Origin of the sequence: Bifidobacterium parmae (assembly GCF_002860365.1) — a bacterium.
In the GTDB taxonomy this organism is placed as follows: Bacteria; Actinomycetota; Actinomycetes; order Actinomycetales; family Bifidobacteriaceae; genus Bifidobacterium; species Bifidobacterium parmae.
Window position 1 is genome coordinate 122,027 of the sequence record NZ_NMWT01000003.1, and the last position, 13,913, is coordinate 135,939.

At 65.0% G+C, this 13,913-nt stretch carries 13 protein-coding genes; all 13 read right to left on the reverse strand.

Features of this window, described 5'->3' with window-relative positions:
- Position 1: 1 nt before the first annotated feature.
- Positions 2 to 1,951, reverse strand: coding sequence for a tetratricopeptide repeat protein (locus Uis4E_RS01970; protein ID WP_101621608.1), 1,950 nt, complete (start codon positions 1,949 to 1,951; stop codon positions 2 to 4).
- Positions 1,952 to 2,027: 76 nt separating this feature from the next.
- Positions 2,028 to 3,350 carry a tyrosine--tRNA ligase gene (gene tyrS / locus Uis4E_RS01975; protein ID WP_101621609.1) on the reverse strand — a complete coding sequence of 441 codons (1,323 nt, stop codon included), beginning with the start codon at positions 3,348 to 3,350 and terminating at the stop codon, positions 2,028 to 2,030.
- A 171-nt stretch (positions 3,351 to 3,521) separates the two neighbouring features.
- On the reverse strand, positions 3,522 to 4,418 hold the full coding sequence (locus tag Uis4E_RS01980; RefSeq protein ID WP_101621680.1) for a putative ABC transporter permease: 897 nt from the start codon (positions 4,416 to 4,418) through the stop codon (positions 3,522 to 3,524).
- A gap of 2 nt (positions 4,419 to 4,420) precedes the next feature.
- A complete protein-coding gene (locus tag Uis4E_RS01985) occupies positions 4,421 to 4,984 on the reverse strand; it encodes an HD domain-containing protein (RefSeq protein WP_101621610.1) in 564 nt (187 codons plus the stop codon).
- A gap of 153 nt (positions 4,985 to 5,137) precedes the next feature.
- The gene (locus Uis4E_RS01990; RefSeq protein ID WP_101621611.1) at positions 5,138 to 5,506 is read right to left on the reverse strand and encodes a rhodanese-like domain-containing protein; all 369 of its coding nucleotides are present in this window, start codon (positions 5,504 to 5,506) and stop codon (positions 5,138 to 5,140) included.
- Positions 5,507 to 5,523: 17 nt separating this feature from the next.
- Positions 5,524 to 6,333, reverse strand: coding sequence for a thiazole biosynthesis adenylyltransferase ThiF (thiF, locus tag Uis4E_RS01995; RefSeq protein ID WP_101621612.1), 810 nt, complete (start codon positions 6,331 to 6,333; stop codon positions 5,524 to 5,526).
- Entirely contained in the window at positions 6,333 to 7,202 is an 870-nt protein-coding gene (locus Uis4E_RS02000; protein WP_101621613.1) for a thiazole synthase, read from the reverse strand. The genes thiF and Uis4E_RS02000 overlap by 1 nt, the downstream gene beginning before the upstream one ends.
- 192 nt (positions 7,203 to 7,394) lie before the next feature.
- Positions 7,395 to 7,589 carry a sulfur carrier protein ThiS gene (thiS, locus tag Uis4E_RS02005; RefSeq protein WP_034526307.1) on the reverse strand — a complete coding sequence of 65 codons (195 nt, stop codon included), beginning with the start codon at positions 7,587 to 7,589 and terminating at the stop codon, positions 7,395 to 7,397.
- A gap of 562 nt (positions 7,590 to 8,151) precedes the next feature.
- Entirely contained in the window at positions 8,152 to 9,624 is a 1,473-nt protein-coding gene (gene argH, locus Uis4E_RS02010) for an argininosuccinate lyase (protein WP_101621614.1), read from the reverse strand.
- 52 nt (positions 9,625 to 9,676) lie between these two features.
- Positions 9,677 to 12,967 (reverse strand): type I restriction endonuclease subunit R, EcoR124 family, encoded by a 3,291-nt coding sequence (locus Uis4E_RS02015; protein ID WP_101621615.1) that lies wholly within the window; start codon positions 12,965 to 12,967, stop codon positions 9,677 to 9,679.
- Between the two features lie 11 nt (positions 12,968 to 12,978).
- Positions 12,979 to 13,176 (reverse strand): DUF3791 domain-containing protein, encoded by a 198-nt coding sequence (locus Uis4E_RS02020; protein WP_207764530.1) that lies wholly within the window; start codon positions 13,174 to 13,176, stop codon positions 12,979 to 12,981.
- A gap of 1 nt (position 13,177) precedes the next feature.
- Complete coding sequence (locus tag Uis4E_RS02025) at positions 13,178 to 13,435, reverse strand: hypothetical protein (RefSeq protein WP_101621617.1); 258 nt, start codon at positions 13,433 to 13,435, stop codon at positions 13,178 to 13,180.
- Positions 13,432 to 13,911 (reverse strand): DUF3990 domain-containing protein, encoded by a 480-nt coding sequence (locus Uis4E_RS02030; RefSeq protein ID WP_101621618.1) that lies wholly within the window; start codon positions 13,909 to 13,911, stop codon positions 13,432 to 13,434. The genes Uis4E_RS02025 and Uis4E_RS02030 overlap by 4 nt, the downstream gene beginning before the upstream one ends.
- Positions 13,912 to 13,913: the final 2 nt, after the last annotated feature.

Here is a 13,913-nt window from a genome sequence, read left to right on the forward strand (position 1 = left end):
CTCACGCCTCGGTCGTCTCGGATCCGTCGGAGGCGGTCTCGTCCGAGGTCTCTTCCGGCTCGGCGTCGGATTCGGCGCCCTCGGCGGCCTCCTCGGCCGGAGCCTGGGTCTCGTCGGTGTCGGCGGTCTCGCCGTCGGCGGACTCCTCGGACTCCTCCTGGGTCTCCTCCTCGGCGTGGGCCTCGGTCTCGGACTCGCCTTCGGCGGCGTCCTCGGCGGCGTCCTCATCCTCGGATTCGGCGGTCTCGGAATCCTCGGATTCCTCGTCGCCTTCCTCGGTCTCGTCCTCGGGCGCGTACTGGGCGTCGTCCTCGGAGATGCCGAGCTCGGCGAGCACGTCCGGATCGTCGAGATGCTCGAGATCGTGGTCGATGATCACGTCGTCGCTCTCCTCGTCCTCGTCGAAGTCCGCGTACTGGTTCTCCAGCTTCTCGATGATCTGGTCGAGGGCGATGGCCTCGTCGGAACGGCCGGCCTCCTCGAGGAACAGCTGCTCGGCCTGCAGGGCGCGCATGCGGTAGCTGCCGGCCAGACCCTTGGAACGGCCGAGCGTATGCACGATCTCGATGGCCTTGTCCCAATGCTCCAGATCGCCGAGCGCGCCGGCGTACACGAGGAACATCTCGGCCTTGGACTCGCCCTTCAGGTACTTGGCGTCGTCGGAGACGGCCATCTCGATGGCCTTCTTCGGGTTGCCGAGACCGCGCTCGCAGTCGGCCATGAACGGCAGGTAGTCGAGGTAGCCGTTCATGCGGTACGCGGTGCGGAACTCCTTGAGCGCGAGCTTGTAGTCGCCCTTGCGGTAGGCGACGAACGCGAGCGTCTCACGCGCGAAGTCGATGCGGGAGGCCTGCTTGGCGACCCACTGGGCGTGCTCGAGCGCGGCCTGCGGGTCGTCGTCGAGCAGCGTGTACGCGGCGAGGATGTGCAGGCCGATGTTCTCGGCGTGCTCCTTGGACAGGCCGCGCAGACGCTCCTTCTCGTCCTTGGAGAGCATGCCCCACACCATGCCCTTCGGCATGCGGGGCTCGTTCGGACGACGGTCGGTGTACGGGTTCTGCGAGGGGAAGCTCACCGCGCCTTCGCCGTTGCGGCGCGGAGCGCCCTCGCGACGGTCGTCGAAGCGACGGGAGTCGTCGCGCTGGTAGCGCGGGTTGCCGCCGCGATCACCGCGATCGTCACGGCGCTCGTCGCGACGGAAGTCACGATCGCCGTCACGACGGAAATCACGACGGTCATCACGATGGAAGTCGCGGCGATCGTCCTTGTGGAAGTCCTTGCGGAAGCCCTGACGCTCGCCGTCACGACGATCGTCGCGACGGAAATCACGATCGCCGTCACGATGGAAGTCCTTGCGGAAACCGCCCTTGCCGCCGCGACGGTCGTCACGGTGGAAGTCGCGGCGGTCATCACGACGGAAGCCGCCGTTGCCGCGACGCTCGCCGTCACGACGGAAATCACGATCGCCGTCACGACGGAAGTCCTTGCGATAGCCGCCGCGGCGATCATCATCGCGACGGAAGCCGCCGCGCTCGCCGTCCTTGCGGAAACCGCCCTTATGGAAGCCGCCGGACTTGCCGTAGCCGCGACGCTCGCCGTCACGACGGAAGTCACGGTCGCCGCCCTGACGCGGACCCTTGTGGAAATCACGACGCTCGCCATCGCCGTCACGACGGAAATCACGATCGCCGTCACGATGGAAGTCCTTGCGGAAACCGTCCTTGTGGAAGTCCTTGCGGTAGCCGCCGCGACGCTCGCCGTCACGGCCCTCGCCGTCGCGACGGAACCCGCCGCGCTCGCCGTCCTTGCGGAAACCGCCCTTATGGAAGCCGCCCTTGCCGCGCGGCTTGAAGCCGTTGCCGCCGCGGGAGCCGGGACGGCCGGAACCGTGGCCGTAGCCGCCCTTGCGGCCGCCGAACGACTTGCCGGAACGCTCGTTGCCTTCTGCCATGTTGTGTATGCCTTTCTCTACTACGAAAGTCTTGTGTTATGCGCGTATGCGCGACCGGATGCGGATGCGCGCCGGTTCAGCGCTTCTCGACGGCGCCGAGCGCCTTCTTGCCGCGGCGGATCAGCGCGAAACGGCCCTGGAGGAAGTCGTCTTCGCCGAGCGTCGCCTCGTCGCTCTCCACGCGCGCGTTGTTGAGGTACACGCCTCCGGACTTGATGGCGCGGCGCGCCTCGGAGACGGTCTTGAACAGGCCGGCGGCCTGCGCGGCGTCGATCACGCGCACGCCCGCATCGACGGACGGGAACACGTGTTCGCCGTTCTCGTCGACGACCTTGAAGCCGTCGAGCACCGATTCGAGCGTCGCCGCGTCGATGTCGGCCAGATCGCCGCCGCGGCCGAACAGGGCGGCGGAGGCGTCGATCGCGGCCTGCGTCGCGGCCTCGCCGTGCACGAAGCTGGTGACCTCCCAGGCGAGCGCCTTCTGCGCCTCGCGACGGCCCGGATTGGTCTTCGACTCCTCGACGAGACGCTCGATCTCCGCCTTCGGCAGGAACGTGAACGCCTTCAGGAGGCTCTCCATCTCCACGTCCGGACGGTTGATCCAGAACTGGTAGAACTTGTACGGCGAGAGCATCGTCGGGTCGAGCCAGACGGCGTTGCCCTCGGACTTGCCGAACTTCTTGCCGTTGGCGTCGGTGATGATCGGGCTGGTGAACACGTTGACGTCCACGCCGCGCACCTTGTGGATGAGGTCGAGGCCGGAGGTGAGGTTGCCCCACTGGTCGGAGCCGCCGAGCTCGAGCGTGCAGTGGTATTCGTCGTACAGGTGGAGGAAGTCGTTGCCCTGCAGCACCTGATAGCTGAACTCGGTGAAGGAGATGCCCTCCTCCGAGTTGAGGCGGCGGGCGACCGTGTCCTTGGCGAGCATCGTGCCGAGACGGAAGTTCTTGCCGACGTCGCGCAGGAAGTCGATGACGCTCATCTGCGCGGTCCAGTCGTAGTTGGAAACGAAGCGCACCGGGTTGTCGCCGTCGGTGACGAGGATGCCGCCGATCTGCTTCTTGAGGCGTTCGGCCCAGCCGGCCACCACGTCCTTCGGGTTGAGCGTGCGCTCGCCCGACTGGCGCGGGTCGCCGATCAGGCCCGTGGCGCCGCCGACCAGCGCGATCGGATGGTGGCCTGCCGCCTGGAGGTGGCGCATGTTGATGAGCTGGACGAGGTTGCCGATGTGCAGGGAGGCGGCCGTCGGGTCGAAGCCGCAATAATAGGCGATCGGCTCCCCGTTCAACGCTTCTGCGAGTCGATCGCGGTCCGTGGACTGCGAGATCAACCCGCGCCATTCCAGCTCATCGAGCAGGGTGTCGAACCCCGCTTCTTTGAAGTCGATGACGTGAGCCATAACTGGTCGCTCTCCCTATCGAATTGTGGGTATTGTCTTGGATGCGCCCGGATTCCGAGCGTCTACCAGTCTCGCATGCCGCGGCGACAGTCCCGCGCGGCACGCGTGCGTCGCGCCCGCGGCTCCGCGTGCGCCGTGCGCGCGACGCGACGTGCGCCGTGACGCACGCCGTCACCGGCCGTTGCGGCGCAGCTTCTCGAACGCCTCGCGCAGCTGCTGGAGGGCCTCGTCGTTGCGCGTCGCCTTGAGGCGCGGGAAGGACGCGATCATACGGCGCTGCTGGCGGTTGAAGGCCTTGCCGGCGGTCTCGCGGATGCGCAGCATCAGCTCGGTGGACATCTCCCTGCCGGAATGCCACGTTCCGCCGACCGTCTGACCGACCTTCTCGCCCACCTTGCCGGGCACGCCGCCGAGGCGCTCGTTCGCGCCGGCGGCGACGCCCGCGGCGAGTTCGGCGGCGCGGTCGGTCGCCTCGCCCATCGCGTCGCCGACCTTCTCGCGCATCTCGTCGAACGCGTCGCCGTACTTGGCGACGGCGGTCTGGAAGCGTTCGAGGCTCTTCTCGAAGTCGACGATGCCGACCACGGTGACCACCGCGTCGACGGTGATGGCGACGAGGAACACGGCGCACATCACGTGGATCATGACCAGAGGGATCATCGCCGTGACGCGTGCCACCTGCGGCTGGACGACGTCGACGATGGCGACGCCGCCGACGCCGAACACGATCGCGCCGAGCAGGCAGATGCGGCCGTTGAGGTTGAAGCGGAAATGCGAATAGTCCCACCAGCGGGCGTGGAACAGCTTCTCCATCGCCCAGGAGGTGAAGTATTCGAGGATGCACGCGCCCACCGAGGAGACGAGGAACACGACCACCGGATTGCGCTGGCCGCCGAACACGACGACGGCGAGCACCGCGCCCGTGCCGTAGATCGGGCACAGCGGGCCGTTGAGGAAGCCGCGGTTGACGGGTCGGCGCTGCTGCACGGAGACGAGAATCGACTCGTACACCCAGCCGCAGAAGCTGTAGAACAGGTACCACAGGAACAGGTATTCGAGGAAGAGCATCGTCATCGCGCGCGCTCCCCGCCCGTGCCGTTCCGGCCGTCGTCGTTCCGGCCGTTCGCGCCGTCTTCGGCGTCGTCCCTGCCTTTGTTGAACCGGTCGAGCGAGAACGTCTCGCGCGTGGCGGACAGCTTGTCGGCGGCGGTGACGAGCCACCCCTCCACGTAGCTGGGCGCGGTGGGCGTCATCGGGAACATGTGGCAGGAGATCGAATCGCGTTCGATCGCGTTGAGACGGAAGTCGCGCATCGCGTTGAGCAGCGCGGCGTTGCCGTGCGTGAACCCGTGCAGCCGGTGCGCGCCGCCGTCCCAGTCATGCCAGTCGTAGAGGAAATAGTCGTGCAGGAGCGCGGCGCGCACGAGCGACTTCAGGTCGACGCGGCCCCACAGGTGCGCGCGGTCGGCGAGCCAGACGGCGAGGCACGCCACGCGGATGGAGTGCGCGAACGTCGACACGTTGCCGTGCTGGTAGTTCGCGCGTTCGCGCTGCATGTTCGGATGCGCGAGCACTTCGCGCCCGTTTTCGGCGACGATCCGCCGTATCTGCGTTCGGGTGAGCAGACGTCCCACGATGTCGATCCCCTATCAATCGGTTTGCGTTCGGTGCCGATTGTACGAAGGGGACGTGTCGGGCGCGCTCGTCCGCGGGGATGATTCACAAGGCGATTGCAGACGGGCGGGTCCGGGGGTCTTGGCGGATCGCCGGGTTTGGTCGTTTCCTGGTCATTCGGCCGGCGTCTGCCGGTCCAGATAGTCGCGGTAGGCGCGGAACCCGCCTTCGAGGCTCGCCACGTCGTAGCCGCGGTCGGCGAGGATCTCGGCGACCTCCTCGCTCCACCAGCCTTCCGCGCAGAAGACGACGACGGTGCGTCCCGTCGGCACGGTCTTGAGGACCTGTGCGAGCGGGTCGAGCGGCGCGTTGATCGCGCCTTCGATCGGGTGCGCGGCCACGTCGGCCGGCTCGCGCAGGTCGAGCAGCGTGACGTCCCGCTTGTCGAGCGCGGCGAATTCTGCCGGTGTGATGCGGCGGATCTTCGATTCGCCGTCGGTCTCGGCGTCGGCGGCGTTATCGGCATGCCATGCGATGGGCATTGGTTCCCTTCTCTCTGTCAGATGGCGCAGGCGGGCTGGATGTAGCGGTCCGGGTCGAGCGCGGTGATGGTCGGGTTGTCGCCGCACACCGGACAGTCGGGCACGCGCTTGGGCAGCGGCACGCGACGAATGTTCATCGTGAGCGCGTCGACGGTGAGCATGCGCGCGACGAGCGGCTCGCCCACGCCGGCGATCAGTTTGACCGCCTCCGTCGCCTCGAGGCTGCCGATCACGCCGACGACCGCGCCGAGCACGCCCGCCTCACGGCAGGTGGGAATCTCGCCGGCCGCCGGCATGTCGCGGAAGATGCAGCGGTAGCAGGGGCCCGCGCCCGGCACGACGTCCATCACCTGTCCGGCGAAGCCGACGACGCCCGCGTGGACGAACGGCTTGCCGGCGAGCACGCACGCGTCGTTGACGAGGAACTTCGCGGAGAAGTTGTCGGTCGCGTCGATGACCAGATCGTATGGCGCGATGAGGTCCGCGACGTTGCCGGCGTCGACGAGCGTGTGATGCGTCTCGACGGTGACGTCCGGGTTGAGCGCACGGATCGCCTTGGCCGCGGATTCGACCTTCGGTTCGCCGACGGACGCGGTGGTGTGGATGATCTGGCGTTGCAGGTTGCTCAGGTCGACGACGTCGCCGTCGACGAGGCCGATGCGGCCCACGCCAGCGGCCGCGAGGTAGAGGGCGGCCGGCGAGCCGAGCCCGCCCGCGCCGACGATGAGCACGCTGGACTCCAGCAGCCGCTTCTGCCCTTTGACGCCCAACCCCTTGAGGATCAGATGCCGCGAATACCGTTCAAGCTGTTCATCCGAAAACGCCATCAGTGCAGGTACCCCGTCGTTGGGCTGGACGGCACGGCCTGGCCTTCCGTCACCTTGCCGAGTCCTGCGAGGTAGGCGGCGCGGCCCGCGTCGATGGCGTGCTTGAACGCCTCGGCCATGAGCGGGATGTTGCCGGCGGAGGCGACGGCCGTATACGCCATGACCGCGTCCGCGCCCATCTCCATCGCGTCGGCGGCCTGGCTGGGCCGGCCGATGCCCGCGTCGATGATGACCGGCACGTTCGCGTTGGCGATGATGATCTTGATGAAGTCGCGCATCCTCAGGCCCATGTTGGAGCCGATGAGCGAGCCGAGCGGCATGACGGCGGCGGCGCCCGCCTCCTCGAGCTGGCGTGCGGCGATCGGGTCGGGGAACATGTACGGCATGACGACGAAGCCCTCCTTGGCCAGCATCTCGGTGGCGCGGATGGTTTCGGCGTTGTCCGGCAGGAGGTACTTGGTCTCGTGCTCGATCTCCACCTTGACGAAGTCGGTGTGGCACACCTCGCGCGCGAGGCGGGCGATGCGCACCGCCTCCTCGGCGTTGCGCGCGCCGGACGTGTTCGGCAGCAGCGTGATGCCTTCGGGGATGTAGTCGAGCACGCTGTTCTCGGTGGTGGTGGCGCGGCGCAGCGCCATCGTGACGATCTCGGTGCCCGCATGCTCGACGGTCGCCTTGATGAGGTTCAAATCGTAGCGGCCGGAGCCGAGGATGAAGCGCGAGTGGAACTCGTGGCCGCCGAGGTTCAACGGCTTGTCTTCGACGGGCAGGATCGGCGCGGCGGTGCCGACCGGGTTGACGACCGAAGGCTGCGGCGGCAGCGGCGTCGCCTCGACGGACGCTTCGGTGACCGGATTGATGTTGCTCATGATATTCCCCTTCCTTGGGTTGATGTCTAATTGCGCTCCCGCCGGCGGGAGCAGGACCTTGATTCCTTCCCGCTCCCGCTGGCGGAATCGGACCGCGTAGCGGAGCGAGGGCGGAGTCCCTTCCCGCTCCCGCTGGCGGGAGCTGTCCGCGAAGCGGACTGAGGGTGGTCAGCGGACCGGCTCCCTCAAACCTCAGCCGCCCTGGACGAACTGGACGATCTCCATGACGCTCTGGTCGTCGAGCATCGCCTCGCCGCGCTTGTCGCGCGGGATGATCTCGCCGTTGAGTTCGATGGCGACGCGTTCGGCTCTGAAGCCGTGCGCTTCGAGATAATCGGCGACGCTGACGGGCGCGTCGAGCGTGACCTGCTCTCCGTTGACCTGCATATGTCCTCGTTCTCCCTTCCGGATGATTGGTCCGGATATCAAAAAAGGGCGCACGAAAGGAACCGTACCCTAAGTGGTGCGCCCATTCATGAACCCGGTCATGCGACCATGCGGCGCGGATGCCCGGCCACACGGCTTGGTTATCTGGTGCGAACGAGGGCGTTGGGACGTTCGAGGCTCCCGAGGCCTTGGCGAAAGAAGACGATTCCTTACGGCGGCATGACCCGCGTCAAGTTCCCCGGTCGAAGCTGGCGCTTCCTCTCAGCCTTGCGGCTCCCGTTCGTGCTGTCCCCCAGTGTAGATGTCGACGATGACATCCTCCCCGCTCCCGCTGGCAGAAACCAGACCAAGCCCTTCCCTCCCCGCTCCCGCTGGCGGAATCGGACCAAGGCATTCCCCTTCCCGCTCCCGCTGCCAGAAACTAGACCGAAGCCTTCCCTCCCCGCTCCCGCTGGCGGGAGCTGTCGTCGCAGACGACTGAGGGTGGTCAGGAGACCAGCCCCGAACCACCCTCAGTCCCGCTACGCGGTCCAGCTCCCGCCGGCGGGAGCGACGACACGCCTTAGAACGTGCCGGGCGCCTTGTACGACGGGCCGTCGGACGTGGAGTCGGCGAAGACCTTGAGCTCCTCGACCTCGCGCTTGGCGTCGGCGATCTGCTCGCGCACGCGGCCGTAGGCGGTGCCGCCCTTGCCGTTGCGGGAGTCGACGGAGCCGTGGCTGGAGAGCACCTCGCGCACGCCCGGGGCCTTTTCGGCCGGCAGGAACGCGGCGAACGTGGAGATGAAGTCCTCGTCCGTGAGGTCCCACAGCTCCTGGCCGCGGCCTTCGGCGATCTTCACGCACGCGCCGGAGAGCTCGTGCGCGTGACGGAACGGCACGCCGTTCTTGACGAGCCATTCGGCGATGTCGGTGGCGAGCGCGAAGCCGGTGGGGGCTTCGGCTTCGAGACGTTCCGCGTCGAAGCGCATGGTCTGGATCATGCCGGTGAACGCGGGCAGCAGCACTTCGAGCGTGTCGACCTGGTCGAACACGGCTTCCTTGTCTTCCTGCAGGTCGCGCGCGTACGCGGTGGGCAGGCCCTTGAGGGTGGCGAGCAGGCCGGTCAGGTCGCCGATGAGACGACCGGACTTGCCGCGCGCCAGCTCGGCGATGTCCGGGTTCTTCTTCTGCGGCATGATCGAGGAGCCGGTGGAGTAGGCGTCGTCGAGCTTGACGAACGCGAACTCCTGCGTGTTCCAGATGATGATCTCCTCGGAAAGGCGGGAGATGTCGACGCCGGTCATGGCGGCGACGAACGCGAATTCGGCGACGAGGTCGCGCGCGGCAGTGCCGTCGATCGAGTTGTCGGTCACGCGGGAGAAGCCGAGTTCGCGGGCGACGGCCTCCGGATCGAGTCCGAGCGTGTTGCCGGCGAGCGCGCCGGAGCCGTACGGGGAGGCGTTGATGCGCTTGTCCCAGTCGATGAGGCGTTCGATGTCGCGCAGCAGCGGCCAGGCGTGGGCCATGAGCTGGTGGGCGAGCAGTACGGGCTGGGCGTGCTGCATGTGGGTGCGGCCGGGCATGACGGTGCGGCCGGCCTTCTCGCTCTGGGCGATGAGCGCGTTCACGAGTTCGATGAGGAGCTTCGCGATGACGCGCGCGTGACGGCGCAGCCACATGCGGATGAGGCAGGCGATCTGGTCGTTGCGGGAGCGGCCGGCGCGCAGTTTGCCGCCGAGTTCGTCGCCGGCGATGTCGATGAGGCCGCGTTCGAGCGCGGTGGCCTCGTCCTCGTCGTCTTCGATGGGCGCGAAGGTGCCGTCGTCCACGTGGCGCTGGAGCGTGTCGAGCGCGTCCTCCATGCGCTTGAGCTCGTCGTCGGTGAGGAGTCCGGCGCGGCCGAGGGCGCGCGCGTGGGCGCGGGAGCCGGCGATGTCGTCGTCGGCGAGTCGCCAGTCGAACTGGGTGGACTTGGACAGGCGGGCGAGCGCGGCGGACGGTCCGGAGGTGAAGCGGCCGCCCCACAGGGCGAGATGTTCGGTGTTTTCGGCCATGCAGGTCTCCTAAAGATTGGTGTTCTAACGTTTCAGACCGTATGCCAGCCTATCAGCGTCGGACTACATCGCCGGAGCCGGCGGACGGTCCGTTGTACGTATCGATGTCGAATCCGCCTTCGAGGACGAACCGTTCGAGCAGACCTCTCGCGGCCATGCGAGCTTTGCGCAGAGGCAGGCTTCCATGTTCCCGTTCCCCGAAGAACGCTCGCATCTTGTCACGATCGATGCTGGACAGCAGCATATCGAAACGGCCGAATTCGTTGATGTTCATTTCGTTGACGAGTCGCAGCGTGAACTCTTCGACGAGCGAACGGTCCACGCCGAGCCGGTCGACGAGTTTGTCGATCTGCTCGTCCTTCTCACGTTTCGCATACCGGGTGATGTAGTCGCGTAGCGTGTACCCGTCCTCGACGGTCACGTCGCCGCGTTCCACGTCGTGCAGGAACAATTCGGCGAGCCTCTGCTCGTCTTTGGAAAGCGCTGCGAACGACCGGTGCAGCTGCGCGGACATTTCCGCCAACTCCGGACTGTCCTCCTTGAGTGCTTTGAGCCACTTGTCGAAGTTCGCGTTCATGTAGTCGGTGTCGATGAGTCCGGTGTCGATCGCGGTGAGGTAGCCTTCCAGCTCATAGGGTGCTTCCGGCTCGTCGTCTCCGCCGTCACCCGGACCGTTGCCCCCATCGTCGTCACTCTCGAACAATTCCTTATACCGTTGCGCGAGGATGAGGTACGTGTGTTCGTCGATCTGCGGGCGGACGATTCCAACGTGGTCCGCATCCTCGTTTCCGTCTCCATCGTTCACGACTTCGCCGTCACCGTCGATCCGGTACTCGTCCGTGTCCCAGCTGAAGCCCTGCACCTTCGCCGATTCCAGGAAACGGTTCAACGCGACGAACTCCTTGGCGAACTTGCGTTTGGTCTCCACCGATTCGGGCAGACGCATAAGATCCGTCTCTCCCCCGTCGGCGAACAGGCTGAGTATCTCCTGATACCGCGAGTCCATGGACCGGATGTTCTCGGGGAGCTTCTGCACGAACAGGTCGAGCGGTCGGTCTCCGGAATAGAGTTTTACGGCCCGTTCGATGTTGCCGTGCATGGTGTGCGGTTTGCGGTAGTAGCGAATGACGCCGAACGGTTTGTCCGGTCCGAACAGCCGGTTCGTGCGGCTGAACGCCTGGATGATGCTCTCGTATCGGATGATCTTGTCGAGGTAGAGCGTGTTCACCCATTTCGAGTCGAAGCCGGTGAGCATCTGGTCGACGACGATGAGCAGGTCGAGCCGTTGTTCCCGGTTCCTGTCGATGTTCCCGTAGGGTGCTTTGTGGGATAGACGCGAGGAGATGTCCTTCTTCATGGCGGGCCAGTCGACGATGCCGAAGTCCTTCCCGTACATCATGTTGTAGTCGGTCGTGATTTCGGCGAGCGCATCCTCTTTGACCGTGGCGCCCTCGGTGTTGTCCACGTTCGGATCGAACAGGGCGGTCACATGCAGTTCGGGCGCGAGTTCCCTGAACCGGTGGTAGTAGTCGATGGCTTCGGGGATGGAGCTGGTGGCAAGCATGGCATGGAACCTGCCGCCATGGCTGAGTATGGGGAACTGGTCGAGGATGTCGGCAACGACCATACCGGGGTGTGGCGTGTCGCTGCCGTACTGCTCCCCGCCAAGCTCATCCTCGATGCCGTGGATGATGGTTCCCGAGTCATCGACCATTGGTCCCATGGGCACCTCGGACTTGTCCATGTAACGCTCGTACACGTCGGCTTTCACGGGATCGGCGAGTGCTTCCTCGACGTTGCCGACCTTCGCCTTGTGGAGTGCCACCTGGAGGCGCACTTCGTTGTCTTTGTAGGTGGTGACCATGGTCGGGTCGAAGCCGAGCACGTTGTGGTCGCGGATACCGTCGGCGATGCTGTAGCGGTGCAGGCATTTGCCGAAAATCATGGACGTGGTGGAGTTCTTCCTCTGGTTCTCGTCGAGGATGGGAGTTCCGGTGAAACCGAAGAACAGCGCGTTCGGGAAGGAGCGGCGGATGTCCTGCAGCATGTCGCCGAACGTGGAACGGTGACATTCGTCGACGATGAACACGATCCGTTTGGCGGCCATCCGGTCGAGTTCCGCTTGGGTGACGCCGCGTTCCCCGGGTTTCACGTTGCTCATCTTCTGGATGGAGGTGACGATGAGCGTGTCCTTCGGGGCGGTGCTGGCGAGCTTGTCACGCAGCACGCCCGTGTTCTCAGTGCCTTGCACGTCGTCCTCGTTGTCGGCGAAACTGCGGTATTCCTTGAGCGATTGCGTGCCCAGTTCGATGCGGTCCATGAGGAACACGACCTTGTCGGCATCGTGCGAGTCGGCGATGAGCTGCGCCGATTTGAAGCTGGTCATGGTCTTGCCGGAACCGGTGGTGTGCCATACGTAGCCTCCGGGCCGTCCGGGTGTGGAGGGACGCTGCTCCCAATCGGTCTTGCGTACGACGTCGGAGATGGCGTTCGCCGCGATGTACTGGTAGCTGCGCAGCACCTTGAGGCATGCGTCCGCCGAGTCGGCGATGGTGTAGAAGCCGATGAGCTGGTGCGCCATGGGGATGGAGAGCAGCCCGGCGGTACCGGATGTGCCGCCGATGAACAGCTTCCACTCGTCCTTGCCGGGATTACGGCCTCCGCAGATGGGTTCATTGTTGAAATCGGCCCAGTGGAAGTAATAGCTCGGATTGAATTTGTCGGGTCCGGGGTTGGCGAAGTACACGGCGTCGTCGGGGTTCATGGCGACGAAGATCTGCACGAGACGGAACAGACCGGTGAACACGCCTTCATGCGAGTACTTCTCGATCTGGCCGGTCGCCTGACTGACGGGCACGCCGCTTTTCTTGAGTTCGATATGAATGAGCGGCATGCCGTTGATGAGGAGGACGAGGTCTCCACGCCGCGCGTGCCTCATCTTGTTCTTGGCTGGATAAACGGGTTGCTGCGCAATCTGGTAGGTGCTTTTACCGCCGGCGATCTCCTTGCGGTCGTAGATGTAGAGGCTCACTTCCTTGCCGAAATGCGCTTCATCATCCTTGTTGTCGCGGGTGATGGACACGGTGCGTCCGTTGACGAACGAGTTGAGCGCTAGCGGCGTACGAAGATTCTCGATCTGTTCGATGATCTGCGCCATTTCGCCGTCGGTCAACGGGTATTCGCCGAGCCGGTCGATGCCGCTGTTGTTGCGGTACAGGATGGTTTTCCAGTTGTCGAGCAGCTGTTGCTCGGTCGGGTATCTCAGGAGGCCGTCCTTCCACCCGTGCTGTTGGAGCACCGAAATGACGCTCTCCTCGAAATCCGATTCCTTGTCGAAGATCATGCGCGGCTTCCTTACCACTTGTGTTCGCCGGTGGCCACGAGGTGGTCGATGTCCTCGTAGGCGTTGCGGATGCTTTCCTGATGGTACATCTCGTACATGTCGTAGATCTCCTGCGTGATGCCGTGTTCGTCCCATTCACGCAGTACGTCTGAGGTGGAACGGCTGTTGTCCCCCGCGTACTGTTCCAGCAGGTAGATGAAGAAACTCATTTCACGAGTCAATCTCATCCCTCCTCAGATACAACGAGTTTCTGGGTTCTCCCGTGACCTGCTCGACCTCCCACATGTCGAAGATGCCGGCCGGAGGAAAATCCGTCATTCGCAATTCCGGATCGCGCAGCATGGCGTAGGTCTGCGAATGGATGAAGGATTCCAACGCCTTCATGGGAGGAAAACCGTATTTCTGGCATATCCGTTGGACGACCTCGTGATCGTAGTGGATCAGCAGTTCACGTTCCAATGTGGTCATGGCCGAATCACCTCGATGCAGGTCAGGGCGTCGATCGCCCGTTGCGTGCGAAAAGCATACTGGTCTTTCAGATTTTGCGGCATCAGACGTTCCAAGGTCTCTTCCGTAGTATAGATCCCTGCGAAGAACCCGTTCAGGGTAGGCATGGTGGCATCATCCGCCACCGGACCGAACACCACGTCGTAATCGTCGTTGAACGGTTCCCCGCTCCGATTCGCCGCGATATAGTCCAGCCAGTCGGCCGTCGCACCGGTGAATCCCAACGTGTCGAATTCGTCAAGCAGCCGTTCGTCGAATTCATACACGGTGACGAACGGGCTGCCTTTCCGCCGACGTCTGGCGGACAATACCGCCCACCGCGAGGCCTGCTCCAGACTGCTGGTCAAGTAGAATCCGGGGCCGAAATCCAAGCGACGATCCGAACGCAGCAGCCTCGGATTCCGGACCTCGACGTTGCTGCCATGATACAAACGCATGA

Excerpts from the sequence above, each read along its gene's own strand:
- Uis4E_RS01970 (WP_101621608.1), bottom strand. The coding sequence starts at position 1,951 with ATGGCAGAAGGCAACGAGCGTTCCGGCAAGTCGTTCGGCGGCCGCAAG.
- tyrS (WP_101621609.1), bottom strand. The coding sequence starts at position 3,350 with ATGGCTCACGTCATCGACTTCAAAGAAGCGGGGTTCGACACCCTGCTC.
- Uis4E_RS01980 (WP_101621680.1), bottom strand. The coding sequence starts at position 4,418 with ATGCTCTTCCTCGAATACCTGTTCCTGTGGTACCTGTTCTACAGCTTC.
- Uis4E_RS01990 (WP_101621611.1), bottom strand. The coding sequence starts at position 5,506 with ATGCCCATCGCATGGCATGCCGATAACGCCGCCGACGCCGAGACCGAC.
- thiF (WP_101621612.1), bottom strand. The coding sequence starts at position 6,333 with ATGGCGTTTTCGGATGAACAGCTTGAACGGTATTCGCGGCATCTGATC.
- Uis4E_RS02000 (WP_101621613.1), bottom strand. The coding sequence starts at position 7,202 with ATGAGCAACATCAATCCGGTCACCGAAGCGTCCGTCGAGGCGACGCCG.
- thiS (WP_034526307.1), bottom strand. The coding sequence starts at position 7,589 with ATGCAGGTCAACGGAGAGCAGGTCACGCTCGACGCGCCCGTCAGCGTC.
- argH (WP_101621614.1), bottom strand. The coding sequence starts at position 9,624 with ATGGCCGAAAACACCGAACATCTCGCCCTGTGGGGCGGCCGCTTCACC.
- Uis4E_RS02015 (WP_101621615.1), bottom strand. The coding sequence starts at position 12,967 with ATGATCTTCGACAAGGAATCGGATTTCGAGGAGAGCGTCATTTCGGTG.
- Uis4E_RS02020 (WP_207764530.1), bottom strand. The coding sequence starts at position 13,176 with ATGAGTTTCTTCATCTACCTGCTGGAACAGTACGCGGGGGACAACAGC.
- Uis4E_RS02025 (WP_101621617.1), bottom strand. The coding sequence starts at position 13,435 with ATGACCACATTGGAACGTGAACTGCTGATCCACTACGATCACGAGGTC.
- Uis4E_RS02030 (WP_101621618.1), bottom strand. The coding sequence starts at position 13,911 with ATGCGTTTGTATCATGGCAGCAACGTCGAGGTCCGGAATCCGAGGCTG.